This window comes from Enterobacter sp. EC_50, assembly GCF_019584525.1.
GTDB lineage: Bacteria > Pseudomonadota > Gammaproteobacteria > Enterobacterales > Enterobacteriaceae > Enterobacter > Enterobacter roggenkampii.
The window spans coordinates 1-25922 of the sequence record NZ_VDAF01000039.1; the positions used below are offsets into that span (position 1 = coordinate 1).

The following is a 25922-nucleotide window of genomic DNA, read 5'->3' on the forward strand; positions in this document are numbered from 1 at the left end:
GCTGCACGTAATCAGCAAGCGATATACGCAGCGAATTGAGCGGCATAACCTGAATCTGAGGCAGCACCTGGCACGGCTGGGACGGAAGTCGCTGTCGTTCTCAAAATCGGTGGAGCTGCATGACAAAGTCATCGGGCATTATCTGAACATAAAACACTATCAATAAGTTGGAGTCATTACCTGCCGATTGAAGCGCGTTTACATCGTGAAATTACGGGAATGCTGAAAAGTATCACGTTGAGCCGCAGCGCAACCGGGAAATACTACGCGTCGTTACTCTGTGACGATGGGATGGAAGCGCCGGCAAAGCCCGCATTGATATCAAATGTGACAGGGCTGGATATGGGGCTGGCGCATTTTGTCATCAAATCGGACGGCAATAAAATTGCCAGTCCCCGCCACCTAATCAATGCAAGTCGCAACCTGCGCCGGAAGCAGAAAGCACTGTCCCGTAAGAAAAAAGGGAGCGCAAACAGGCGCAAAGCCAGAATACAACTTGCAGCCGTTCACGAACGGGTAGCCAGTGCCCGTGCCGATTTCCAGCACAAGTTATCTCGCGCAATTGTTGACGAAAACCAAGCGGTAATTGTCGAGACATTGAAAACGGCAAATATGATGAAAAATCACCATCTGGCTCGTGCGATAGGCGATGCTGGATGGTCTGGATTCATCACAAAACTGGAATACAAAGCAACAGAGAAAGGTGTGCATCTGGTGAAACTGGATCAATGGTTCGCCAGTTCGAAAACCTGCCACTGCTGCGGTCACAAAATGTCGGAGATGCCATTACATAAGCGCATCTGGCAGTGTCCAGAGTGTGGAGTTGAACATGACCGCGATATCAATGCGGCGCTCAACATCAAACGCAAGGGCATACTGGAATTACAAGCGGCGGGGCTCGTCGTTTCTGCCCATGGAGGCCAGCGTAAATCCGTCACACAGACGGTTGCGGCTTAAGAAGTGGGAAGCCTCGCCCGACAGGGCGGGGGGCAGTCACGGATCATGTTTGCTGCAACATTTCTTCTGGTGTGGATATTCACCCTTCCAGGTGATTTCTATAGAAAAAAAGCCAGACATTGATACAATCGCTGCGGGTGCTTGAGGCTATCTGCTTCAGGCATTACCCGACAAGCAGATAGAAGAAAGCCCCAGATAACATTACGCGTCCTGCAAGACGCTTAACATTAATCTGAGGCAATATCTATGCTTAGCATACGTAGATTAGCCTCTTACCGACCAAAAGGTCAAGGAGAAGCAGGCTATGAAGCAGCAAAAAGCGATATTAATCGCTCTGATCGTCATCTGTTTAACCGTCATAGTGACGGCACTGGTAACGAGGAAAGACCTCTGCGAGGTACGAATCCGAACCGGCCAGACGGAGGTCACTGTCTTCACAGCCTACGAATCTGAAAGGTAAGAGACCTGGCGGGGAGAGATCCCCGCCACTCTTCGTGTGTCAGGTATCCTCAATGCACCCTTTCCTCTCCAAATAAAAAAGCTCCCGAAGGAGCTTTAAAATACAAGGGATGACTCTTAATCCCAATCAATCCAGTTGTAGACGATACGAAGTGACGGGCGCACAGCAGCAGTCACATCTTCGGTACTAAAGTCGATTGCATCACTGTAGATTTTGCAGTCCAACATTTCAATTGTTGTAGCAGCTTTTGTCACAGCGTTAACCCCGGAAGATTTGGATTCAGGGGTAGCAGCCATCGTGATATCAACATAGTCTTTCTCTGCAATGCGATCCTTAATGAACTGAAGAATATCGCCTTCGATAGTCTCCACGCACTGGACCTGGATTTCCCCAGAGTTTCGAATTGGACCGTGCTGGTTGAACTTCACACCATTCGGACCATAGTCCTCCACATCCTCGCGGGTCATTTCAGGAATTTGCGATGTGCGAACCGGTACGCTGATATCTTCATGGCCTGCAAAAGTGAGCTGGAATTCAGAAGATACCAGTCGTTCGCCTTTGGCCGCGTTGGCAGTATAGCGGCCCTTAATAAATTTACGGTTTCCCTTAGTGTTATTGTGCCCCATATAAAATCCTTTTACTGGAACGCCCGAACAATATCGGAGCTGTTATATATCGAAGAACCGGTCAACTGGAGGTTGACGGTGTTTTTCAGGAAATGCCCATTACTATCCCTGGGGGCATCGAGATCGAAACTAAGGTCCTGGATAGCGACATCAATGATGTTGATCCGGCGACCAATGTTTAGCGTCACACGCTCCGGGATTCGACCACCAATACTAGCGTCTTTAAGTTCCGGGCTAATCATTGCTGACAACGCGGCGATAGCACCTGAAACTTCCGTATATGGGTTAAACAAAGCAATGAAAGTTACTGGCAGCGTGAAAGTCGGCGGTGTCCCCCCTTCCCAAACCATTAAGCTGTTCCAACGGGCAACTGACGTTGTTTCAGTACCAACCTGCGCAAAACCACTGAAGGCACCAGCAACAGAACCCATAGACATACCGGTAAACGGCGCTTCCCAATTCTGGGCCAGATTCATTGCCGCCCCCTGGCTGATATATCCGGTAACCTGGTACTGAGAGTTCGTTAAAGTAACTTTCAGAAATGGCGATACACCGTCAGCCTGGCTGTAAACCCCAAAAGGTATAGGTGCCATTCAAGTTAAAGGCCGGAGTTCTCCGGCCTCCTCCTTTAGCCGAGGCGCTTACGGCGCAGTTTCATTGACTTTTTGCGGGCCAGTTTTGCCGCGCCGGTCTGGGCTTTACGACGCGCTTTTTTCAGCGCCGATTTTTGAGCCGCAGTCAGACGTTTTTTACGCAGACGTTTACGGATGAGCTTGATCTCACCGTTACGAACAACCTTCTTAAATGCTTCAGTCAGCATTTCATCAGAAGTGCCAGCAACAACAAACGCCGCTTCCAGTTCGTCGCGGTCGTCGCTATCCAAACCAGCGATAGCGGAACCAACATCAGCAGCTGCGTCGTCGTCTTCATCGTCGGTCAATGCTTCGATCAGGTCATCATCTACACCGCATGCTGCGAGGAAGTCAGCAACATTTGCCCATGCTTCGTTATAGGCATCGTCCTGTTCTTCTGTAACTTCGGTATCGTCGTCGTCAGAGATACCAGCGATAGCCTGAACGAAACCATCAAGGGAGTCGAAAGTCAGATCACCGCTATCAGCCCAGGCGAAAACGGCATCGGCCGCATTACTCAACGCATTCTGCATAGCACTTCGATTTGCAGCTTCCAGAATCATCTTGTGCGCCTGTTCGACGGTCCATTCTTTACCTTCTTTTCCTTCCAGGATTTGCTCAGGTGCCGGGTCAGATTGAACGTTCTCGTTAATCTGTGCCGCCGGTTCCGGATTATTATTAATCACCGGTTCGGTTGGCGGTTGGGCACTTACACGGGCAGATTCCATCAACTGCACCGGATCAGCGTTCAAAGCGGAACGGGACAGTCCATTCCCCAAAAATGCCCCGGATTGAAAAAAGTTTTTGCTCATTGTATTCCCTTACTTAATAAGCAGCGGTACGCCATGGATACGACGGGCTACGCCAGTCGGGCAGCAGGCCCAGACTACTTCCCATTTATCGAATTCCGCCTGCGTAACTTTCAGCACATACGGTTCTGTACCGTCAGCATCAGGATCACGAGGAGCCACCAGAGCGCCGGAGGCGACAAAGCGATCTAAAAGTTTGGTCATCCCTTTAGTCAGGCCAGCCGCAGTAATACCGTCCGGGCTATGCTTCATCTGTCGGGCTAACTGGACAAAGAAACGGCTGATTGCATTCATCAGGGATGGGACGTGCTGGAAGTGCAGATAGTTATCCTGCGTGCAGCAAGTTAAAGCATCGTCGATGATCATCTGGCCAGAGGTGCCAACAGATACTTTATTGAGACGGCCCTTGACCATTGCTTCTTCGTCCGGGGTATCTTCCGGATACAGCGGTTGAATTGACGCACGAGCAATGACGGCACGTTCTTCACCAGCCGGTGAGTAATGCCAACCGCCGACATCAGAGTTTTTCTTGACGCCACGAGCTTTCGCCGCATACGCCGCGCCAGACAGACCGAAGACCACACGGGATTGGGTCCATTTGTCTTTGCAGGAGAACGGGAAGTGATAGACAGCACAGCTTACATAATCGGTACCAAGTAAACCGGTATCTTCAACAGCAGAGATCGCTTCCGTGTACGTCAATGTCGGTTTGACATCAAAGAAGCCATCAATCAGGCGATCTGCACAGATTTTACCTAATGCGGTGATAGCCGCATTGTCATAGCAGCCCAAGCCAAGAACAGCGGTGTACATGTACGGCGCATTGTTCAGCACTTTCACCGCACGCAGGTACGCAGCGGTTGAGATTTTCGACTGATCACCGTTGGTACCACCAGTGAACGCCAACGATTTTTTGTTTGTTACTTTCGCTGTAGAAATCAGATCTTCATTAACAACCGCGCGCAGATATTTAGAACGGGCTTCCAGAGCCGTAGGCAGATAACACAAGCGGCCCATGTCATCTTTCGCTTCTTCCACCAAAGACACAGTGTGTGTCTCCAGGGTCGTTACCACACCGAGCGAAGTCGTCTGGGTTAGTTTTAAGAGGAAGCGTTCATTACCCGCGCTGTCCGCTGTTGCCGTTTCGATGGTTAACTCACGGGTAGGTGAAATACACGGATCACCATCATCAACGTAGATAGCAAAGGCTTCGCCGCTATCAAGTTCAATTTCAGAACCATATGGCAACGCAGTGTAAGCCGGTTCGCCTGATTCATCGAACATAATAATCGGGAACTTCGCATCATCCGGAACAGCACGGACAACATAACCAGACGTTTGCTGAATAGCTTCGTACACATGGCGAATTGGTTCGAACTGTGAGCCGGAAGACGGCTTCAGCGGTTCGCCGAGAACATCTTCGTAATTGGACTCAGTAACCGCAAGAACAGTAAACGGCTTGCCACGCGCAAATACGCCAATACCAGCCCACAAGCTGCTATTTAATGCAACACCGGTAGATAACGTCGCATCGGCATTGATCGGGCTAACCGCGACGCCGGATGCATTACCTAATGACTGTTGAATTGAATATTGAGACATAACTTTCCCTGTTATGCGCCCCGCACGGGGGCGCTATGTTAAACGGAGAACTTCCCCTGATTACTCAGAGTCACCGGCATCAATCGTGTCGCCGCTTATAAAGTTAAGCCCGCCTTTTTTGGCCATTGTCAGCGTTACACGAGTGAAGTAATCAGCGCCGTTGCGTGGGTGCATATCGTTGATAGCCGAACCCCACAGTGTGGTACGGTTGACCAGCGCCGGAGTGGTCGGATGCTGGAACGGGATAGCCGGGACAGCATCACCAGTCACGAAGCCTGCTTTACCCGGATTTTCATCACGGACGTAGCACAGCACATCCATCGAGCTGAACTGAATGTTCTCTGTCGTTAAGTTCTTACAAATACCAGCAGGTACTTCGTACACTTTTACGTTACCGAACAGGGTACCGATGTAGTGAACATACGGAGTCTGGATATAGTCTTCGGCTGGCTGGAAGAAATCCTTCGGCAACTGTTTGAAGAAAGATGCTGCATCAGCACCAGCAAACATCCCCATCGCACCAGAAGATTTAACGCGCTCAATAATGTCGCGATATACAGTCTGGAATTTTCCACGAATGATGGTTGCCCATACATCAAAGGACTGGTTAACCGGCAGAGCGATGTCAAAGGTGTCGGTCGCAAGAGTGCGCCAGATCATGATGCGAAGACGCAGCATATCCTGTTCATGAGACAGGTATTCCTTCAGGGTGCGGAACTGTAGGGAACCCAGGTCCAGACCAAATTCACGCTGTGCTTCATACGCCGCCTATACCGTGTGCTCAGCCGCGATAACGAACTGACTTGGGAACAGGGTGTATTTCTTCATTTCGTGGTTGATCAGCGGGATCAGCTCAGGAGCGGCTTCAATATTGATTTCCGTCTCAATTGCGATCTCAGTGCCTTTATCCGGCGCTTTGGAGAACGACAGGGCAATCTGACCAATGTTGTAGTTCAGAGAGCAGGTAACAGTGATTTGCTCACCAGCAGCATTAGTAAACGAGTGAAGTAGGCTGCCGGAACCGTTATCAACAACAGACTTAATACGGTTAACGTAGATGTTAGTGCGACCTTTTCGGATTGGTACATTCTGGCCTTCGAAGTCTTCCATCTTGAAGGTTGCGGTTTTGCTGGTGCCATCGGAGCTTGCCACCAGCACATAGCGGCGGCGTAACTGGCTGTACACACCGACGGATTGCATGTCCAGAACATCACCAGCAGCATAAGAACCAAAAGAGGAACCTGCCACGTTAAAGACTTCATAGATGTCGGACTGGTCACGCGTAACCGGAATGAAGGTACACGCATCAGCGGTAGCTGCCCCCAACTGAACAGGCAGGATCATCGCGAGGAATAAAGGCAGACGCATAACACCGTCAGAAACGCTCATCATCTCTGCTGCGACGGATTCCAGCATCGCTTTATTAGTGGCATCCATGCTATTGCGGGTGGACTCAATCAGGCAGTTTTCCAGCGTCTGGTGGCAGGAGGCCAGAATTTCCGGACGCGGCATAGATTTATGTGCTGCGGCGTAGTCAGCCAGTGCACTTGCCCACGCGGTAGCAATTTGAGCGGTGGCATTATCAGAGATACCCGCAAAAATTGGGTCTTTACGTGCAGCTTCAAGGATAGATGCGGCACGCGCGGCATCATCTTTGATGAATTGGTTATCAGTACCGAACTGTGCTGTACTTGCCCAGCCAAGAACGGCTTTAGAGCGTTTTGCGATATCTGCAATACGATTCTGGTATTCGCGTAAGTTACTCAAGTTACTCTTCCTTAAACACAAGGCACTTGTGTGAATCCCTTTTCGGAAGAGATTTTATTGAAAGTCACTTGTTGACTTTCTCGCGAAAAGTAATTTTTTAAATTTTTTGTGCGGGGAAGTGGACGGTGAATGCAGGCGTTAAATTGTGGGAATTTCAGTCTGAAACCCCCCTAAAAAACACATGCAAATCACAAGGTTAGCAATGAAATCGGTGCGGGACATTTTAGGAAGGGGAGGGGCTAACACCACCTCCCACCAGCGGGATTATTCCCCAGCAGACATTTTCCCAATGATTTTTTTTATTGCTTCGTCAATTTCAGTTTGCACTTCAGACGGGAGTCTGGAGAACTCGTAGGCGACAACCCGTTTTTTCGGATCGGACTTCTTTCGAGCATATTGGCGACGGTCAGAGAAGTCTCGCAGCTTCTCAACCACCACAGATTTAACCGGCGCGGGCTTCAGGCTTTTGCTTTCCGCTTTGAAGATAGCCAGTATCTTCGCTTTATCCTCTTTCGCGCCCTCAGTCTCTGCAATTCGCTCGCGCACCGTATCAACCAGATCTCCAATCGGTACGTTTTTGGCGTTAGCATCTTCGGAGATCTGGAGCAGCAACTGGTAATCAGGCAGGGCGAGATCGCTGGCAACAGGGAAGACAGCAATCATCTCATCCGGCACCGCCGCAGCCTGGAAAGCTCGCGTCACTTTAGCCTTTGAGATGTTCTCAGCTCGGGCGATCTCTTCTTTGGTCATATTCTTGCCGTACATAACCTCGAAGCGTTTACCCAGCTCGCGCAGAGTGTGTTCGCGGGCTGTCTGGATATCAATGGCCAGCTGGCGGGCATCCGCCAGGCTGATCTCATCTTTCGTCACCAGAATCTCAAATTTCGTTTCATTGAAGATACACGCAGCGCGGCGACGTGATCCGTCCAATACCTCAATGCGCTCCCCAACCATACGACCGATAGCCGGGAAGAACTGTTGCAATTTAATGGTGCGGGAAATATCGCTTACCGACTCAGGGGTGAGCAGAGACTGATCGCGGCCGTTAACTGCCGGGTCAACGAACGTGCGCGACTCAATCTCACCACTCAGCACAACGGTAAGCAAAAATTTAGCCTGGCGACCAGATTTTAGGGTAAAGGTTTTGGTGCCTTCACTGCCTTCAAGCATGCGAGCAAACTCGGAGCTATTCTTGCCCAGCACTCGTCCACGGGAAACTATTTTTTTCATGCCGCCTCACCCCTAACAAACTCAATTCGATCAAACACAGCCTTAGTGAAACGCTCGGCCTCGGTTCGTGCCTTCTTCAGCGCCTCTGCACTGCCTGGATACGATTGCGGGTTGGCACTGATTACGGTGTCGAAAGACTCGCCGCATCGCTCAAAGCCATCCAGACGAGGCAGAGAAGAGTCCAGAATGTTGCTGGCGTAAACCTCACGCGCAAGGCTGTGTGATGTCTCGTGATCGCGCTTGCCGGTCATCTTCGACATAAAACCAATGCTGGCGCTCAAACGCGGTTCTACGCCTTCCTCCTCCAGTTGCTCCAGCATTTCTGGCAGACGGGTGAGATATTTCAGTGTTGAGTGGAAGTCAACCTGGGCTGGTGGGGTAGGGGTAAGCAGCAAATCGCTGGCCGCCAGACCGTTGAGCAGGAACGGATCCAGGTGTGGACCGGTATCAATAAAGATAAAGTCATAATCATCCGCAACACGATCAATGATATTGCGTCGAAGGATTTCGTACTGATTTTGTCCGGGAAGATGCTCTTCAACCAGCTCTTTCCATTGGCTGGCAACAAAGCCATCGTCGATAGAGGCTGGAATCACGTCTACGCCAGGAACGATGGTCGGACGAATCACCTCTTTGCGTAGCGTCTCCGCGTCCAGGTCGTTCAGCATCGCCTGCGCGGCGGTTTCCAGGATGGAACCAATACTGTGAGTATGGTCGAGGAACATTGTGCTGGATGCCTGAGGGTCAAGGTCAATTACCAGAATGCGCAGATCGTGACGCAGTAAATCCTGATGCACACGCAGAGCGTGCGCCAACGTTACTGTGGAAACCGTTTTGGATACGCCACCCTTCAGGTTTACGACAAAAATAACGTAAGGCGATTTGTGAATGTCGCGATATTTGGGGATCTTACGGTGGGCATAGATATCAATGACGTTCTGGATGGTCAGCGCGTACTGTTCAACGTTACCGACCTGTTTCTTGTTGAACTGGTACCCATCATCTTCCATCTCTTTGATGGCCTGCTCCACAATGCGGCGGCTCAGCTTCGGCAACTTTGCCACAGCGTTACGAGTGAACGTCTGATAATACTCGGTCTGATTGAACTCTTTACGCTGATCTTCAATATCCTGACTCATGGCCTTAAGTAATGCGCTTGCACGAAGAGCTATGGTGCCGACACCGCCGTAATCGCGTTTCATCATCATCTCCTTATCATTTAGTATGAGTGAATTGTACGTTTGATTCTGCTACGTGCAACTTTTTTTGATTCGTGCGCCAATTATTGCACGTAAAGAAATGGCGATGAGGTTATTAGATGTGTGCTGGAGGGATGATGCAGGACCAGAATGTGCGATAGAGGGAAGTCGCATTGAATTATGTGCTGTGGAGGGATCGCTGGTATCAAATATGTGTGCTGGAGGGAAAGATAGAAGATTAGATGTGCGCTGGAGGGAAACTTGGATGGTTAGATGTGTGCTGGAGGGAATGTCTGGGCAAACTGCGTGGCGCAACCCTCCAGCGCACACCAAAAACAGGAAAATGGGCAGGCATTCCCGGCAGCGCACATTTTTCAAATGCAGCTGCCCTCCAGCACACACTTATTCGGGAAGTTTCAGCTTTGGATTGCGAGAATGGACGATTACAAAACTTTCCCGGCCTTTCTTCTCAATTGAACAGTCGAGATAGCCGATTGTTTTAAGCTGTTCTATCGCTTTCTTAATGATACGGTTTTGCTCGCCAACAGCTGACTGCAAAGCCAGGCGCTCACGGATTCGCGCGAACGATAGCGGCAACGGGTTCTGCGGAAGGCTTTCGATGAAAGTGTAAATGGCTTGTGCAGCTTCTTTCTTCGGAAGGGCACGCAAGGCGTGGTGTTGCAACAGAACGCGATAATCAAGCTGGAACAGCTCCCACAGCTTCGAATCAGCCTCCAGTTCTATCAGATCAAGGTCAGCATCAAAACGCCCGACCTTCAGCAGACCAGTCTGATAGCCGCCTTTAGCATCTTTTCCGCGCTTAAAAGCGATACCCTTGTTACGCAAGCGTCCAAGTGATTCATGAATGGTTAAACGCAGTTTCGCATCCAGACGTTTTGAGGGGAAACCACAGGCTTTAGCGAATTCCTGAAACGATAACTGGATGGTGTTTGAGGACAAGCCGTATTTGCTGAACGCGTAGATGACACCGATCCACGTTTTGAAATCAGTATCCATATCGAGTCGAGGACCGGTGATTTTAATATCATCGTAACCCTCGGCTTTAGCTATCTCCAGCTGGGAAAACGCTTTGGTGGCATCAATCTCTTTACTTTCTCCTTTGCTCTTTGATGGCTTCGGCACGAATACCCCCAAACGCATCAACGCTACAGGCTGCACAGTGTTGTTTGAATTAACTGTTAGTTCTTTTGCCTTACTTTCAATGTCTGCGTAAAGAATATCGGATATAAAAGATTGATTCATATTGCTTTTTCCGAATTATGTGGATAGTTTTTATCAGTGATGATAACTACCCTGGCTTTCCCGTCAGCACACATCCTATATCCCGCCAGCACACATTAGCAACCCGTCAGCACACATTTTTTTCCCTCCAGCGCACATCGTTTTCCCTCCAGCACACATCGCGAAAGGCTTCTAAGCCAGACGGGACGCGGCCTACGACGATCAGGGATCTATATGGATCTAATTGGGATCTGTATGGACCTGATTATTGGATCTATCCAGTGGATAATGTGGATAAGTGAAAAAACCGGCCAACGTAGCCGGTTGGAAGGGAGTCGTATTATTCTACGCTTTCGATGAGAAGACCATGTTCATAGGGAAGGTGCGAATAAGCGGGGAAATTCTTCTCGGCTGACTCAGTCATTTCATTTCTTCATGTTTGAGCCGATTTTTTCTCCCGTAAATGCCTTGAATCAGCCTATTTAGACCGTTTCTTCGCCATTTAAGGCGTTATCCCCAGTTTTTAGTGAGATCTCTCCCACTGACGTATCATTTGGTCCGCCCGAAACAGGTTGGCCAGCGTGAATAACATCGCCAGTTGGTTATCGTTTTTCAGCAACCCCTTGTATCTGGCTTTCACGAAGCCGAACTGTCGCTTGATGATGCGAAATGGGTGCTCCACCCTGGCACGGATGCTGGCTTTCATGTATTCGATGTTGATGGCCGTTTTGTTCTTGCGCGGATGCTGCTTCAAGGTTTTTACCTTGCCGGGACGCTCGGCGATCAGCCAGTCCACATCCACCTTGGCCAGCTCCTCGCGCTGTGGCGCCCCTTGGTAGCCGGCATCGGCTGAGACAAATTGCTCCTCTCCATGCAGCAGATTACCCAGCTGATTGAGGTCATGCTCGTTGGCCGCGGTGGTGACCAGGCTGTGGGTCAGGCCACTCTTGGCATCGACACCAATGTGGGCCTTCATGCCAAAGTGCCACTGATTGCCTTTCTTGGTCTGATGCATCTCCGGATCGCGTTGCTGCTCTTTGTTCTTGGTCGAGCTGGGTGCCTCAATGATGGTGGCATCGACCAAGGTGCCTTGAGTCATCATGACGCCTGCTTCGGCCAGCCAGCGATTGATGGTCTTGAACAATTGGCGGGCCAGTTGATGCTGCTCCAGCAGGTGGCGGAAATTCATGATGGTGGTGCGGTCAGGCAAGGCGCTATCCAGGGATAACCGGGCAAACAGACGCATGGAGGCGATTTCGTACAGAGCATCTTCCATCGCGCCATCGCTCAGGTTGTACCAATGCTGCATGCAGTGAATGCGTAGCATGGTTTCCAGCGGATAAGGTCGCCGGCCATTACCAGCCTTGGGGTAAAACGGCTCGATGACTTCCACCATGTTTTGCCATGGCAGAATCTGCTCCATGCGGGAGAGGAAAATCTCTTTTCTGGTCTGACGGCGCTTACTGCTGAATTCACTGTCGGCGAAGGTAAGTTGATGACTCATGATGAACTCTGTTCCATGGCTCCAGATGATAAACATGATCTCATATCAGGGACTTGTTCGCACCTTCCCTAAACTGTCTGCTGTATTGGCATTGGCTGTAAGCACTGCTGCAATTTCTTCTTTCTCAGCTCAAGCTACTGACGGGACTATTACTTTCAATGGTAGAGTGACTGACCAAACTTGTACTATATCCACCCCAGGCGGTAAAGATTTCACCGTAACTCTGCCAACTGTTTCTGCCTCTACTCTGGCAGCTCAGAGCGCAACTGCTGGCCGTACTCCGTTCGCGATCAATCTGAGCCACTGCTCTAAAGGCAATGTGGCTACTTATTTCGAGCCGGGCGCTACTGTTGATTTCAATACTGGCCGTCTGAATAACCAAGCGCAGACTGACGCTGCAACTAACGTACAGATTCAGTTGCTGGGCAGCAACAACCAATTCCTGCCAATCCTTGCTGCTGGTACTAATGGCGCGCAGGAGAACTCCCAGTGGGTTACCGTTGCTAACGAAGGTGACTCTGCTGACCTGAACTACTACGCTGAATATTACGCTACCAGCGCTGCCGGCGCCGGTGATGTAACTTCTACCGTCCAGTACACCATTATTTATCAGTAAGTAATATTTCTTTAAGAAATATTCTTATCCCGGTGGGGATGTTATGTCCCCACCGTTTTCCCTTACTGTAGCGATAATATAATGAAGAACTCATTTAAAAAATACAGCCTATTGCTGAGCGCCATGTTGTTCAGCAGCAGCGTTTTTTCCAGTGTCATTATTAACGGTACTCGTATTATTTATCCGGGGAAGCAACGGGAAGTTACCGTCCAATTATCAAATAATGGTGCTTCACCGGCACTTATTCAGTCTTGGATTGATGAAGGCGACGCAAAAACCACACCAGAAAACAGCAAAGCGCCATTTATCATTTCACCGCCAATCAGCCGTGTTGAACCGACTACCGGCCAAGCGCTGCGTGTTTCATTGACCACGGCGAGTTTGCCGCAAGACAAAGAATCCTTGTTCTGGTTGAACGTACTGGAGATCCCGCCAGCACCAACCGGGGCTAACAATAGTGCACCTGAAAACTATTTACAGGTGGCATTCCGTTCCCGCGTAAAACTGTTATATCGGCCTACTGGTCTGCCGGGGGAAGCGAATGATGCACCCGAAAAACTGCAGTGGCGTTTCAGCACTGCGGGCGTCAGCGTGAAAAACCCAACGCCGTACTATGTGTCATTTACCGAGATTAATGCAGTCGTAAATCAAAAACGTGTGCCATTGGCCCCGAACGGTGACATGCTGGCACCTGGGCAGGAAAAAACATTGTCCTTCTCCGGTGACATCACGCGTATTGCTGATATTGCTTACACCACCATTAATGATTTTGGCGGACGCGTGTCCCGTACTAAGAATAAGCAAAAGTAATTCTTGGAACAGAGTTTCAGGCCCAGAACAATTTATTTCAGAGAGCGGGCTTAATTTGGTAAAGGAATGCTTTATATGAAAGAGTTACCTATCTCTGCAGCGATTAAAATGGCGTGGCCCAATTATAAATCGATTCTACTGTTAAGCGGCAGCGCGCTCTGTATGGCGGCCCCTGCAGCGTCTTGGGCGAATGGAGGGGCTGATAGCAAAAAGCCTACGGCACCGGTTGAAGCGACCTTTAACAGTAGCTTCCTGGTTGGGGAAGCGCAAGGTGTGGATCTTTCACGCTTCCGTGATGGTAACCCGATCTTAGCGGGAAAATATTCGCTCGACGTGTATGTGAACGGCGAGTGGAAAGGCAAAAAAAACATCGACTTTAAAAACGTGCCGGGAAAAAACAGCGCTGATACCTGCTTTACCCTACTGTCGTTGGATGAGTTTGGTGTAGACACCGCGACAATGAGCGGGGACCCTGCGGTTAATACCGAGACGTGCAAAACTCTGGCTCAGTGGGTGCCTGAAGCCTATTACCGTTTGGACACCAGTACACTGCGCATGGATATCAGTATCCCCCAAGCGGCGCTGCGGCGCAGCGCTCGCGGCTATGTAGATCCGCGCTTCTGGGATCGTGGCATTACCGCCGGCAGCTTGTTGTATAACTTCAATGCGTTCAATACTCACAGCTCCGCCAACGGCAGCAATTCTGATTCAACTAATGCATACTTAACTTTGAACGCCGGGCTGAACGTGGCTGGTTGGCAACTGCGTCATGACTCCAACGTGAACTGGCGTTCTAACGACAGCACTCATTGGCAAAATACCGCGACTTACGCGCAGCGGGCAATGCCGTCTATCCGCGGCATGCTGACATTGGGTGACAGTTACACCAGCGGTGATTTCTTCAACTCCATAGGTTTTCGCGGTGTTCAGATCGCCACGGATGATCGCATGCTGCCTGATTCCTTGAACGGGTATGCGCCGGTTGTGCGTGGGGTCGCGCAAAGCAATGCTCTGGTGGAAATACGCCAGAATAACCAGCTAATCTATCAAACTACCGTTGCTCCGGGCGAGTTTATCATCAACGATCTCTATCCTACGGGTTACGGCGGCGATCTGAATGTTACCATAAATGAGGCCGATGGCAGCAAACGCCAGTTCAGTGTTCCCTATGCTTCGGTAGCGCAGATGCTTCGTCCAGGCATTCAGCGTTATGCAATAACCGCGGGTCGAGTACGCGATGATAATTTAAGCAAGGAACCCGATATGTTCCAGGCGACTTATCAGCGCGGTTTTACCAACATTATTACGGGATACACAGGTGGGATCGTCAGTGATGGCTATGGCGCAGTGCTGGTGGGCAGCGCGGTTGCGACACCGATCGGCGCATTTGCGTTCGACGTAACGCAGTCTAATACCCGACTGAAGCAAGGTGATCAGACAGGACAGAGTTATAAGCTCAGCTATAGCAAACTGATGGCCGAAACTAATACCAACTTCACTATCGCCGCTTATCGCTATTCAACTTCCGGCTACCTATCTTTGCAGGATGCCGTCTACTCCCGAGACAATGAACGCAAGGGATTGAGCGTAGATGCGGTTAACCGCCAGCGTAGCGAATACCAGCTGACGCTGAACCAAGGGCTGGGGGACAATTACGGTTCCTTGTACATCACCGGTTCGGTGCGTGATTACTGGAACCGTGGTGGGAGCACCAAGCAATACCAGGTGGGCTATAACAACTATTACAGTCGTGTGACCTATGGCCTTTCCGCTATGCGTACCACGGATATGTATAACCGAGATGAGACTCGTTATTACCTGACATTGTCGGTTCCATTCAGCGTCGGTTCGCAGACCCTGAGCCTGAATAGTTCACTAGGCTATACCGACAACGGCTACGACAGCAGTCGTGTGGGCCTGAATGGTTCAACCGGCGAAGACAACAACATCAGCTATAGTGCCACGTTGGCCAACGATCGTTCCGGCGGGACTAACAGTAGTGTGAGCGGTGAATACCGTAGTCGTTTTGCCACGATGAACGGGTCCTACAGCTATGGTAAAGATTACCGTCAATCTTCGATCGGCGTATCGGGTAGCGTCGTTGCCCATAGCGGTGGTGTCACACTGACACCGCAACGCGGGCAGACCATGGTGTTGGTGGAAGCCCCGGACGCCGCCGGCGCGATTGTGACCAACTCGTCAGGCGTTCGTATCGATGATAACGGTTATGCAGTGGTTCCTTATGTTGCGCCATATCGCATGACGAGCGTAACGCTCGATCCGAGCGGCATGTCGCGCGACGTTGAATTGGAAAGCAGCAGCCAACAGGTTGCACCCTATGCCGGTGCGATTGCCCGGTTGGAATTCAAGACAACGAAAGGCCAGGCGTTGATCATTCATGCACTCGGCCCTGATGGCAACGCGTTGCCGTTTGGCGCCGAAGTGCTGGATACCCGTAATCAGGTGGTCGGCATTGTTGGGCAGGGCAGCCGTATCTACTTGCGTACCGAAGCTCAGAAAGGTTTGTTGCAAATTAAGTGGGGCACACAGCCAACGCAGCAGTGCTCTGTCAGCTACAGCGCTAAGGCGCAAATTAATAATACTGACTACGAAATTATTGAAGCGAGTTGCAAATGATAAAGTATACATGTGTTCCATCGCTGAATAAAACGGCAGCGAAATGCCTGATGCTGCTCGGACTGCTAATGGCAGGTGGTCAGAGTGCTTATGCCGCCTGTTACGTCAATAATGGCTACAAGGCGCAAGTGATCAACATGAATCTTGGGCGTGTGCTGGTTACACCAAGCAGCCAGGTTGGGGATACTTTGGTCACCGCTCAGTTCACGATTAACCCGGTCTCTGGGTATGGCAGTTGTACTAATGGCGGCAACGCGATTGGGGAGATCCTCCAGGGCAGCCCGACGAGCTTCAGCAATGTGTGGAGTACCAATATTCCAGGTATCGGGATTCGTTTATACCGAGAAGCGGGGAGTATAAGTACCTATTATCCCCATACCTTGCGGTTGAACGGCAACATTGCTGTCAACCTGAACGGTGGTTATTTCAAGATCGACATTGTTAAAACCGCCGCACAAACCGGTTCTGGGCAACTGGTCTCTGGAAAGTACACGACTTATTATATGGATGGCTCTGGACGGAACTTACCGATGCTGGAATCGATCGTCGACGCCAACAGTCTGACAATCGTTACATCGACTTGTAACGTGGACAGCGGTTCCAAGAACAAGGTGGTTAATCTGGATACCGTCACCGCAGCCTCATTTGGTGGTGTAGGTTCAACGCAGGGCGAAAAGGCATTTGATATCAATATTAATTGCGTTGGTGGCATTGGCGAGGATCTGTTGCCGGGCAATGCGGGGCAAGGGATCGTCAATGTACGTTTTGACTATACGCAGGATGCTTCCAATGCTCCTGGCGTGATCAAATCCGAACCTGGTGCCAACACCGCATCCGGCGTTGCCATCCAGCTGTTGACTGGCAATACGACCCAGCCGATCAAGAATGGTGATGCGGTCAATGCCGGACGTACCATTCCTAACCAGTCCAATACGCTAACGTTGCCGCTGAAGGCGCGTTACTATCGCACTGGCTCGACAATTAAAGGCGGCAATATAAAATCGACCGCCACCTTTACCATCGAGTACAACTAAGCCGCGTTCAGACGAAAAAGCCAATGGAGTTACCCATTGGCTTTTTTGTTACGGAATCCCATGAATAATCTAAAAAAATCAGAAAGAGATTATCTCGCCTGTCACATCGGGGCAGGAAACAGGCGCTGATGCCGCCTGCCTATTCCGCGTTAGGTCGTGACGCTGATTTAGTGGTAATGGTTGATTGTCAGATACCATCCGATGACCTTATCGTGCATTTCTTCTGATTTTGAAAAGCAGATTGTCCTTCGGGTAAGGCGCTTAAGGTGAGTCCGCAGATTCAGGTTATGACGCTCTATTCGCTGGGTATATTTCTTGCTGACTACATGGCTGGCTGAGTCCAGCAACGTCCGGTATACCGGCCACGCATCGGTCATGTAGAAGGCAATATTAAATTTGCTCAGCAGTGCCAGAAGCCGCTGTAACGTCACCGCATTTCGGGGGCCAAAGACGTGAGCAAGAACCCGCTTTCGGATGCGGTCATAGGCATAAAAGAGCCAGCGTGGATTGCCCTTACAACGTACGAATGACCACTGCTCATCAGCTTCACAACAGATGACAACTTCTGCTCCGGGCTCAATGTGTTGCGCTACCTGTTTCGGCGCCAGTTTTTTAGATGGCGGAGGACAGTATTGAGGCTGATATCAAGGACTCGTGCAGTGTCACGACACCCGGCCCCATTCATTGCCATATCAATAATGGATTGATGGGTATCGGGTTTAGCGGCGTTGTACTGAAAGCTGAGCTGGAAGGTTTTCAGGCAGAGCTTGCAGCGATAGAGCTGAGCACCTGACGTTGAGTGACCATTACGGATAACCCCTTGAGTTTCAGAGCAACGGGGACAAACCACATCAATCTTTGCCATCACTTATCCAAAAGGCGAAGTATACAGCAGCACTAAGTTGGCGTCATGACCCAATAAGGTCGTTCTTGGTCAATGTGGTATTAACGTCCGTGGTCGTCGCAGTAAAAAATTGAAGATTAACTATCGGACCACAGAAGAGACGCGTCAATTTGCTGTTGGGCTATTAACTGGTGTGAAGGTTGATAACCTCGATGGCGAAGCGGATACCAGTAATGATTATTTGTCATTACTGCACGGGGAAAAGCCCATGATTACGCATGCGGCAGATTTCAAAGAAGAGGCTGCAACGCTCGTCAAGCAAATTCAGGCATTGCTGGCGAATCAGGTTCATTCTCAGGATATCTGCATTACTGCGCGTACTAAACATGCTTGTGACCGCTACGCATCAGCACTGAATGACGCCGGAATTGAGACATTTAATTTAGGCAATGATAGCGGTGACAGCGATGCACGCCCAGGTGTTCGGGTGGCAACGATGCACCGTATTAAAGGGCTTGAGTTCCAGTATGTGTTCCTGGTGGGGATCAACGAAGGTGTGGTGCCGGAAGTAAAAGCAATATCCTCTGATGATCCTGTTGAACAGCGCGATGCGTTATTTAATGAGCGCGCGTTACTGCATGTGGCTGCAACCCGTGCCGTAAAAGGGCTGTTTGTTTCATCATCTGGTGTCCCTAGTCCGCTATTAGTGGTTGACTGAGAACATGTCCGAAACAGACCAGGAGCCGAAACGCTCCTGGTCTATAAAACAAATATTCCTGATACTTGATGAAGCATCAGGTATCTCTGACAAAGCGATAAACATCTTAACCGGGGCATTGACGGAGAAGGATAACCGTATGCTCATGATGTCACAGCCGACGCGTCCGAGTGGTTATTTTTATGATTCACACCATAAAAATGCGAAAAGCGAACATAATCCGAATGGCACCTGGACATCGATCATTCTGAATTCGGAAGAGTCGCCGTTTGTTGAGCCTAAATTTATCAAGGAAAAACTGATTGAATACGGTGGCCGGGATTCCCTTGAGTACATGGTTAAGGTGCTGGGGCAATTCCCGCGAGAAATTAACGGTTACTTGCTTGGTCGTGACGAATGTGATCGCGCCGCACGGCGCAAGGTGTTGCTGGAAAAAGACTGGGGCTGGGTGGCTACCGCTGACGTTGGTAATGGTCGCGATAAGTCTGTCCTGAATATCATGAAAGTATCAGGGAAGCGTGAAAAACGCCGCGTTGTTCCGTTTAAGATTCTGGAAATGCCGGGCACAATGGATCCGCTGATGTTTGCCGACTTTATCTATAACGAATGCACTCAGGAACGTTACCCCAATATCACCATTGCTGTTGACTCAGACGGTATCGGCGCGGCAACGGCAGATCAGTTGGTACGCCGTGGTGCAAGCCCTGTCCGTATACGGTGGGGATCCCCAATGTTCTCGAAAGAGGACAAAAAACGTTATGCAAATCAGCGTACCTTCGCCAACTTTTCTGCAAGGGATGCGATTATGAGCGGTCGGATGCGGCTTGATTCCAGCGAGAAGACTGCCACGCAAGCATCACGTATTCCTTATGAGTTGAAGGAAGACGGCACGCTTAAAATGACAGAAAAGAAAGTCATGCGGCAAAAACTGAATATTCCTTCCCCAGACCGTTGGGATACCTACTGTTTTGCCTGGCTGGTGGATTACACCCCTGCAAATGAAGAGGCTACGGCTGAAATGCTGGCCTTGCGCGATAAAGTGCTGGCGGATGTCGAAATGCCGGAACTGGATATTTAAAAGCCCCGCAGAAGCGGGGCTGGTGGATTAACGCAGCTTCGTTGCAGACAGTGTTTGGTTGAAGGTGTATCCGTATCGTTCTTCAATCTCTTTGCCATATTTCTTGCGCGCATCAGTCAGCCGGATGCCAGTCAGATCATCGCCTGATGACATCATGACATCAATCAACTCCATGTCCATTTTGTCCAGGCGGATAAGCGCCTCTCTCGCCGCGTTCACCTTTCTTTCAATGATTTGGCGGATCTCAGGAGACGTAGAGTTCAGAAGCGCCTGGCTTTTGTTGTTAAAACTCAGGTTTCTGGACTCAATGCTACGCAGAATATAGGCCTGAGCCACATAGCTTGGCTGATTCCTGGTGATGTCGTTCACACGATACAGACTAAAATCGCCCAGCGGGCCACAAGGGATAGGCTTCACACCGGAATAAACGGTAATACTACGGCGTTCACCTGAAGTGGTTTACTGAATTTGGCCACGGCTTTGTTGAATAAATCGAACTTTTGCTGAGTTGAAGGATCAGATCACGCATCTTCCCGACAACGCAGACCGTTCCGTGGCAAAGCAAAAGTTCAAAATCACCAACTGGCCCACCTACAATCAAGCCCTCATCAACCGTGGCTCCATAACTTTCTGGCTGGATGATGAAGCTATTCAGGACTGGTATGAGTCGACAACGCCTTCATCACGGGGAAGACCTCAGCGCTATTCTGATCTCGCCATCACCACCGTTCTGGTCATTAAACGCGTGTTCAGGCTGACCCTGCGGGCTGCACAGGGTTTTATTGATTCCATTTTTACACTGATGAATGTTCCGTTGCGCTGCCCGGATTACACCAGTGTCAGCAGGCGCGCAAAGTCGGTTAATGTCAGTTTCAAAACGTTCACCCGGGGTGAAATCGCGCATCTGGTGATTGATTCCACCGGGCTGAAGGTCTTTGGTGAAGGCGAATGGAAAGTCAAAAAACATGGCCAGGAACGCCGTCGTATATGGCGAAAGTTACATCTGGCAGTTGACAGCAACACACATGAAATCATCTGTGCAGACCTGTCGCTGAACAATGTGACGGACTCAGAAGCCTTCCCGGGGCTTATCCGGCAGACTCACAGAAAAATCAGGGCAGCATCGGCAGACGGCGCTTACGACACCCGGCTCTGTCACGATGAACTGCGGCGTAAGAAAATCAGCGCGCTTATCCCTCCCCGAAAAGGTGCGGGTTACTGGCCCGGTGAATATGCAGACCGTAACCGTGCAGTGGCTAATCAGCGAATGACCGGGAGTAATGCGCGGTGGAAATGGACAACAGATTACAACCGTCGCTCGATAGCGGAAACGGCGATGTACCGGGTAAAACAGCTGTTCGGGGGTTCACTGACGCTGCGTGACTACGATGGTCAGGTTGCGGAGGCTATGGCCCTGGTACGAGCGCTGAACAAAATGACGAAAGCAGGTATGCCTGAAAGCGTGCGTATTGCCTGAAAACACAACCCGCTACGGGGGAGACTTACCCGAAATCTGATTTATTCAACAAAGCCCGTTTTAGGGTAAGGACGTATGGGGCAGATCCTCTCTGTTCCGACCGGGTGAAGATAGAGAGCTAAACTAAATGCTGATTTCATACGCATCTTTTACATCTCCACCTTACTCCGTAGATTTTGAGTTGTGATATGATCGCTTTGCTGTAGGTGTTGTAGGGATGAAGGGAAGGAGGGTTTCGCAGATTCTCCGTTCCGGATGCTCTAAAACGCTGTCAGAGGGATGATAAGGCAAAAAAAAGAACCCCGAAGGGTTCTCTTTTTCGCCTCAGTCAGCGATTCGCAGTCGCTGCTGCTGCCCGAAACATGTACCGAAGTTCACGTTGTCGTTACTATAGCGAAGTAATGTTACCCCTGGGGTGATTCTACGTCAACGTGAGCCGGTAGTTCTTGCAACCTGCAATATGGATTAAGTCTATGGCTGAAGTGCTGACTGCTTTCATAAAAGCGCCGCGTATAACTCAGGTGCTGACCATCGTTCTGTGCCTAATCTTGCTGGCGCTACTGGTCACTCCGCACCTGTTCTAAGTGTAGAACCACCTAATAAAAAAGCCGCTTATGCGGCTTTTTTTATTCGGTATCAATGTACGGCAAAGTCACTTTTGACTGTAACAGGCACCACATGGGAGAGGTCGATCTCCTTGCGGGCGCGGCTAAGGTCATAGGTCGCCTGCATTGCCAGCCAGAGTCGAGCTGCGATTCCTAAACCTGCCTCAAGTTTAAGAGCCATTTCAGGACTGATTGCCGCTTTACCTGCCGAGACTTTACTCAGCGCAGAAGGGGAAACATCGAGGTTACGGGCAAGGGCTCGTAAGCTGATTTCGTTATCCTCCAGGTATTCGGTAATCAATCCCCCTGGGTGTGGTGGGTTGAGCATCGTCATTAGTGGTAGTCCTCCAGATTCAGTATGTAGGCATCACCATCTGTAAACTCAAAGGTGATTCGCCAGTTCGCCCGAACGGTGATCGCATAAAGATTCTTCTTATCGCCTTTCAGGGGGTGAAATTTAAATCCCGGATAGGCGCGGAAATCTTCTGTTGTCGTCGCTTCGTCTAACATCAGGAGGCGAAGTTTTATTCTCTCCACATCCTTTGCCTGTACTCCGCTCGGATCGTCGTTCTCAAAGAGCTTTTGTAACCCTTTGTGCTTGAAACTTTTTATCATTATTGATTCCCTGTTTCTCAACGGGAAACATTATACCACGCGTTTCTCTTGGCGAAACACTTTTCTGCAAATAAATTGTGTTTCAAGGGAAGGCGCAAGGCGAAAAACAATAATATGCGCACTTAAAATGTACATTAATAGTACATAAAGAGTACCTTATGTGTACGGTTAATTGCGTTGTATTGTATTGCTAAATTACAGGGAAATCCTCGAACTCCCCCGTTCTGGCATCGGTAACGATGTGCGTCACCACGCCCCTGATCTCGATACCTTCATCCTCATTATCCGGCAGGGCGCGGACGTTCTCCGGCCTGTCCAGCTCCTGTAGACATCTTGCCGGATGGAGACGCAGTCGCATGATCCTGAATTCATCTTCCAGCACGCAGAGCACCAGGGTGCCGTCAACCGGCCGCGCGCCGAAATCCACGATCAGCAGCGAACCCGGCCTGATGCCCTCCCGGAACGAGGTGCAGTCGCTACGAAATAGGAACACGCCCGGACGCCCGGTTTTACAGTAGCTATCCAGCGAGAGGCGGCTTTCCTGGTAATCCATTGCCGGTGACGGAAACCCCATATCAGCGCCCTCCGTTCGGATTAAACAGCTGGAACGTCCGGTTTTCTCCCTCATTGGGCGAGACGTCCCGGAACACCGTCACATACGTTTCTATCCACTGGTTAGCCTGGCGGGGCGTCCAGTGCCAGTTGAACTTGTGAAGCTCCCGGACAAAGGCTGCGGTCGTGACGGTCTGACGGCCATCCTGTTCGCGGGTGATGGCCGCACGCCAGGCAGCGTCAATTTCATAGCGTCGTGGCATCAGATTTACCTCTTTATACTGTATATACATGGGTCTTCCCTTGATGTGGTGGCTGAAGGCATGATAATGGTGTATTTAATCGCCAGAGGTCACCGCCATGGACGAAAAGTCCCTCTACGCTATTAGACGTCAACTAGTTTTGCCGACTGGCGCCAACTATTCTGGCCGCATCCTTTAGTGCGACGTTAAGTCGCGCTGGTTACTGCCTTTGCCGTCTTTTTCCTGTAGCTTTCTCCCTTCAGTTCGAACATATATCCGTGGTGGATCAGCCTGTCGGCCGCCGCTACTGCCATCGTCTCATCCACGAAGATGCTGCCCCATGTGCTGAACGGATGGTTACTGGTGATCACCAGACTCCCTCGTTCATAGCGATGAGCGATTAACTCGAACAGCACACCGGTTTCCGCGTTGTCGCGTTTGACATAACCGAGGTCATCCACCACTATCACCCGATAGCGATCCAGTTTCAGTAACAGCTCATTCAGTTTCAGCTGAGCTCTGGCTTTACGCAGTTCCTGCAACAGCTCTCCCGCGCTGTAGAACCGGGCCCGGTAGCCCTGACCTACAACGCCATCCACGATCGCTGCCGCCAGATGGCTTTTCCCCAGCCCGCTGGCGCCGAACAGCAGGACGTTTTCACCTGCATCAACCCAGTCTGTCGTTTCGCAGAGCTGCCGGAACTGAGCTGCATTCAGCTCCGGCACCTGGGCGAAGTCATATTCACCCAGGGTTTTCGCGACCGGCAACCGGGCTTCCTTTTTATAGCGGCGCAGCTTTTCGCTTTCACGCCACAGCAGTTCTTCATTACACAGCGTCAGCAGATAGCGTGACGGGGTCCACCCCTCTGCCAGCGCACGTTTTTCCAGCGCATGCCATTCCGCGCCAACGCGTGTCAGGCGCAGTTTTCGCAGGCTGCGTTCCAGGTGATGGATATTGCTCACTGCAGACCTCCTTTTCCACGCAGCAACTGCTCATAACTGCTCAGGTTATGCTGAACGACACTGACGGGCGGTAGCTCTTTTTCCTTTATTCCCAGGAACCGCATCAACCGGTTCAGATCCAGTTCGCCTGGGGTATTCAGCATCTGCTCCATCCCGCGTGCCACGACCGAGATATCGTCATACCCCGCAGCCAGTTTCAGTGCGTGTACCATCAGTCTGCCAGCCATTTCGGGCTCCAGGTGGTTGCACAGACGGCGCCATAGTTTTCGCCATTCATCATCCGGCAGGATGTCGTTTCTCAGTGTCGCATGGCAGAACGCCCCGGGCTTTTTTGCCAGGCTGTCGATCACATGCCGGAAGTCGATTCGCCGTGCCCGCGTCTTGCCTTTTTCGGGTCTGACCCGGGGACAGTTCATGACTTCGTTACTGCCAACGTAACAACTCAGACGGTCATCCCATAACCGGACCCGCAGAAGCTGGCCAACCAGCCGGGAAGGGACGCTGTAGATGACGTGCCTGACGTTGATGGTACTGCTGCTACTGACCCTCACCGTCAGTTCGTCATAGTCGGCGCTGCGACGAAGCGGCAGCGGCTTCAGATGAGGCTGCTCTTCTTTAACCAGATCCTGATTATTGCGGTTATGCCGCATGACCTGCTGAGTGATGAAGGCCTGGTATTCTTCAAGCGTACTGAAGTCGTTGCTACCGCGTAGTATCAGCGCCTGGCGGATCCGCCGTTTCAGATGCCCGTGAGCGCTCTCCACCGAACCGTTTTCATGGCCCCGTCCGGCATTATTGTGCACGCCCTGCATACCGTAGTGCCGGCAGAGCTCGGCATAACGCTCTGTCAGTTCCCGTTGACCGTCTTCACCCCGGTGTTTCCACGCGGCCCGCAGGCTGTCAGTTTTGTGCTCTGACGGCACGCCGCCTAACTGACCGAGCGCCTCCTGCAACCCTTCAGCCAGGGCAGAGAAGCTCTCCCCACCCAGCACAACCCGCATCCAGCTCCAGTGGCTCCACTCAAGGCGGAAGTGATACAGCTTATGCGCCAACAACTTACCGGCGATGGTGACAACTACGCCTTTCAGCTCAGTAAAGTCAGACAGACCACGCAACCCGGGTTGATGCCGCTGGCGGAACATGACCTCCTGCTCCGCACCATATTGCAACTTCCATTCACGGACCCGCCGCTGCATTGTCCTGCGGAGGTTGTTGGGGTACTGACCAGGATATTTATCCTGTAGCATTTCCAGCAACGTGGTTGGCATCAGAGCAGGCCTTTCTTTCAGTAAAGGGACAAGCTCGCTGTCCCACACAGCTTCAAGTGGATCTTTACGCGTTCGCCAGTGGCGTTCACCGGCTTTCGACCACTGATCTTTCTCGATCCGGCGACCAGATCGGACAGAGATACCGGCCTTCATGGCCGAGATATGCTGGGTTGCCCCTTTTTTACGTTGAGTCATGTAGTAACTGACCTGAGAAGTATTGAGCGTCACGCCATTTCCTGTTGGAGCATGTACATGACATTCAGATTACAAAACCGGCCAGAATAATCAGCACCAGGCGGACTGAGTTATTGTCGTCTCATACTACGCTCATATTCTCAACCTGTCCGATCCGTGGCAGGTAAAGTCCCTTTCTCTCGATGAAAATGCCGGTTCTGTTACTGTCACTATTGAGATCGCTGAAAACACCCGGCTAGCC

At 50.8% G+C, this 25922-nt stretch carries 24 protein-coding genes and 4 pseudogenes; 11 read left to right on the plus strand and 17 right to left on the minus strand.

From position 1 onward, the window contains the following. The 3 genes and pseudogenes from FHC48_RS21835 to hokD form a co-directional block, all read left to right on the plus strand. The coding region (locus FHC48_RS21835) for an IS1 family transposase (RefSeq protein WP_001509190.1) at positions 1-166 on the plus strand (166 nt) is incomplete at its 5' end. A 14-nt stretch (positions 167-180) separates the two neighbouring features. Then, a pseudogene (locus FHC48_RS21840) lies at positions 181-957 on the plus strand (RNA-guided endonuclease InsQ/TnpB family protein); the annotation flags it as partial. Positions 958-1261: 304 nt separating this feature from the next. Continuing rightward, positions 1262-1417 carry a type I toxin-antitoxin system toxin HokD gene (gene hokD / locus FHC48_RS21845; RefSeq protein WP_001352007.1) on the plus strand — a complete coding sequence of 52 codons (156 nt, stop codon included), beginning with the start codon at positions 1262-1264 and terminating at the stop codon, positions 1415-1417. A gap of 116 nt (positions 1418-1533) precedes the next feature. Here the strand turns inward: hokD and FHC48_RS21850 are convergent, their stop codons facing one another. The 9 genes and pseudogenes from FHC48_RS21850 to FHC48_RS21890 all read right to left on the minus strand — a co-directional run bounded on the left by FHC48_RS21850 (position 1534) and on the right by FHC48_RS21890 (position 12028). Next, complete coding sequence (locus tag FHC48_RS21850; protein WP_023338081.1) at positions 1534-2043, minus strand: hypothetical protein; 510 nt, start codon at positions 2041-2043, stop codon at positions 1534-1536. Positions 2044-2054: 11 nt separating this feature from the next. Further along, positions 2055-2474 carry a hypothetical protein gene (locus FHC48_RS21855; protein ID WP_306173224.1) on the minus strand — a complete coding sequence of 140 codons (420 nt, stop codon included), beginning with the start codon at positions 2472-2474 and terminating at the stop codon, positions 2055-2057. A gap of 197 nt (positions 2475-2671) precedes the next feature. Continuing rightward, positions 2672-3487 (minus strand): hypothetical protein, encoded by an 816-nt coding sequence (locus tag FHC48_RS21860; protein WP_045358007.1) that lies wholly within the window; start codon positions 3485-3487, stop codon positions 2672-2674. A 9-nt stretch (positions 3488-3496) separates the two neighbouring features. Further along, positions 3497-5086, minus strand: a complete 1590-nt coding sequence (locus FHC48_RS21865) for a hypothetical protein (RefSeq protein ID WP_023338078.1) — start codon at positions 5084-5086, stop codon at positions 3497-3499. A 60-nt stretch (positions 5087-5146) separates the two neighbouring features. Next, positions 5147-6853: pseudogene (locus FHC48_RS21870) on the minus strand (hypothetical protein). Positions 6854-7117: 264 nt separating this feature from the next. Then, positions 7118-8083 (minus strand): ParB family protein, encoded by a 966-nt coding sequence (locus FHC48_RS21875; RefSeq protein ID WP_023338075.1) that lies wholly within the window; start codon positions 8081-8083, stop codon positions 7118-7120. Next, the gene (locus FHC48_RS21880; protein ID WP_000817632.1) at positions 8080-9285 is read right to left on the minus strand and encodes an AAA family ATPase; all 1206 of its coding nucleotides are present in this window, start codon (positions 9283-9285) and stop codon (positions 8080-8082) included. Before FHC48_RS21880 ends, FHC48_RS21875 begins: the two co-directional genes overlap by 4 nt. Positions 9286-9684: 399 nt before the next feature. Further along, positions 9685-10545: a replication protein RepA gene (gene repA / locus FHC48_RS21885; protein ID WP_001076427.1), complete on the minus strand. Its 861-nt coding sequence runs from the start codon at positions 10543-10545 to the stop codon at positions 9685-9687. 502 nt (positions 10546-11047) lie between these two features. Continuing rightward, complete coding sequence (locus tag FHC48_RS21890) at positions 11048-12028, minus strand: IS5-like element IS5 family transposase (RefSeq protein WP_220420600.1); 981 nt, start codon at positions 12026-12028, stop codon at positions 11048-11050. A gap of 91 nt (positions 12029-12119) precedes the next feature. Here FHC48_RS21890 and FHC48_RS21895 point away from each other — a divergent pair, with 91 nt between their 5' ends. The 4 genes from FHC48_RS21895 (at position 12120) to FHC48_RS21910 (ending at position 17125) form a co-directional block, all read left to right on the plus strand. After that, a complete protein-coding gene (locus tag FHC48_RS21895) occupies positions 12120-12644 on the plus strand; it encodes a fimbrial protein (RefSeq protein WP_310572870.1) in 525 nt (174 codons plus the stop codon). Positions 12645-12725: 81 nt separating this feature from the next. After that, positions 12726-13454 carry a molecular chaperone gene (locus tag FHC48_RS21900; protein ID WP_042933963.1) on the plus strand — a complete coding sequence of 243 codons (729 nt, stop codon included), beginning with the start codon at positions 12726-12728 and terminating at the stop codon, positions 13452-13454. A 75-nt stretch (positions 13455-13529) separates the two neighbouring features. Then, on the plus strand, positions 13530-16091 hold the full coding sequence (locus FHC48_RS21905; RefSeq protein WP_014837265.1) for a fimbria/pilus outer membrane usher protein: 2562 nt from the start codon (positions 13530-13532) through the stop codon (positions 16089-16091). Continuing rightward, complete coding sequence (locus FHC48_RS21910) at positions 16088-17125, plus strand: fimbrial protein (protein WP_171854520.1); 1038 nt, start codon at positions 16088-16090, stop codon at positions 17123-17125. Before FHC48_RS21905 ends, FHC48_RS21910 begins: the two co-directional genes overlap by 4 nt. Positions 17126-17292: 167 nt before the next feature. Here FHC48_RS21910 and FHC48_RS21915 read toward each other — a convergent pair. After that, a protein-coding gene (locus FHC48_RS21915; protein ID WP_089569879.1) for an IS1 family transposase occupies positions 17293-17990 on the minus strand; the annotation gives its coding sequence in 2 pieces (ribosomal slippage) (positions 17293-17732 and positions 17732-17990; 699 coding nt in all). Between the two features lie 52 nt (positions 17991-18042). Here FHC48_RS21915 and FHC48_RS21920 point away from each other — a divergent pair. After that, a pseudogene (locus FHC48_RS21920) lies at positions 18043-18687 on the plus strand (3'-5' exonuclease); the annotation flags it as partial. 4 nt (positions 18688-18691) lie between these two features. Next, positions 18692-19765: a terminase gene (locus tag FHC48_RS21925; RefSeq protein WP_227406499.1), complete on the plus strand. Its 1074-nt coding sequence runs from the start codon at positions 18692-18694 to the stop codon at positions 19763-19765. Positions 19766-19792: 27 nt separating this feature from the next. Here FHC48_RS21925 and FHC48_RS21930 read toward each other — a convergent pair whose 3' ends face one another. Continuing rightward, positions 19793-20101, minus strand: a complete 309-nt coding sequence (locus FHC48_RS21930; protein WP_233422839.1) for a hypothetical protein — start codon at positions 20099-20101, stop codon at positions 19793-19795. A 172-nt stretch (positions 20102-20273) separates the two neighbouring features. Between FHC48_RS21930 and FHC48_RS21935 the strand changes: the two genes are divergently transcribed. Next, the gene (locus FHC48_RS21935) at positions 20274-21242 is read left to right on the plus strand and encodes an IS5 family transposase (protein ID WP_080940268.1); all 969 of its coding nucleotides are present in this window, start codon (positions 20274-20276) and stop codon (positions 21240-21242) included. Positions 21243-21878: 636 nt separating this feature from the next. Here the strand turns inward: FHC48_RS21935 and FHC48_RS21940 are convergent. From FHC48_RS21940 to istA, 6 genes are all read right to left on the minus strand, one after another. Then, positions 21879-22181: a HigA family addiction module antitoxin gene (locus tag FHC48_RS21940; protein WP_001698908.1), complete on the minus strand. Its 303-nt coding sequence runs from the start codon at positions 22179-22181 to the stop codon at positions 21879-21881. Further along, on the minus strand, positions 22181-22462 hold the full coding sequence (locus FHC48_RS21945; protein ID WP_021312774.1) for a type II toxin-antitoxin system RelE/ParE family toxin: 282 nt from the start codon (positions 22460-22462) through the stop codon (positions 22181-22183). The genes FHC48_RS21940 and FHC48_RS21945 overlap by 1 nt, the downstream gene beginning before the upstream one ends. A gap of 190 nt (positions 22463-22652) precedes the next feature. Continuing rightward, entirely contained in the window at positions 22653-23036 is a 384-nt protein-coding gene (locus FHC48_RS21950) for a S24 family peptidase (protein WP_023338071.1), read from the minus strand. 1 nt (position 23037) lies between these two features. After that, the gene (locus FHC48_RS21955) at positions 23038-23277 is read right to left on the minus strand and encodes a hypothetical protein (RefSeq protein ID WP_017694266.1); all 240 of its coding nucleotides are present in this window, start codon (positions 23275-23277) and stop codon (positions 23038-23040) included. 185 nt (positions 23278-23462) lie between these two features. After that, positions 23463-24218: an IS21-like element ISEc10 family helper ATPase IstB gene (gene istB / locus FHC48_RS21960; protein WP_038423655.1), complete on the minus strand. Its 756-nt coding sequence runs from the start codon at positions 24216-24218 to the stop codon at positions 23463-23465. Then, positions 24215-25714: an IS21 family transposase gene (gene istA / locus FHC48_RS21965; protein ID WP_004118622.1), complete on the minus strand. Its 1500-nt coding sequence runs from the start codon at positions 25712-25714 to the stop codon at positions 24215-24217. The genes istB and istA overlap by 4 nt, the downstream gene beginning before the upstream one ends. 79 nt (positions 25715-25793) lie before the next feature. Here istA and FHC48_RS23715 point away from each other — a divergent pair. After that, positions 25794-25922: pseudogene (locus FHC48_RS23715) on the plus strand (ISL3 family transposase); the annotation flags it as partial.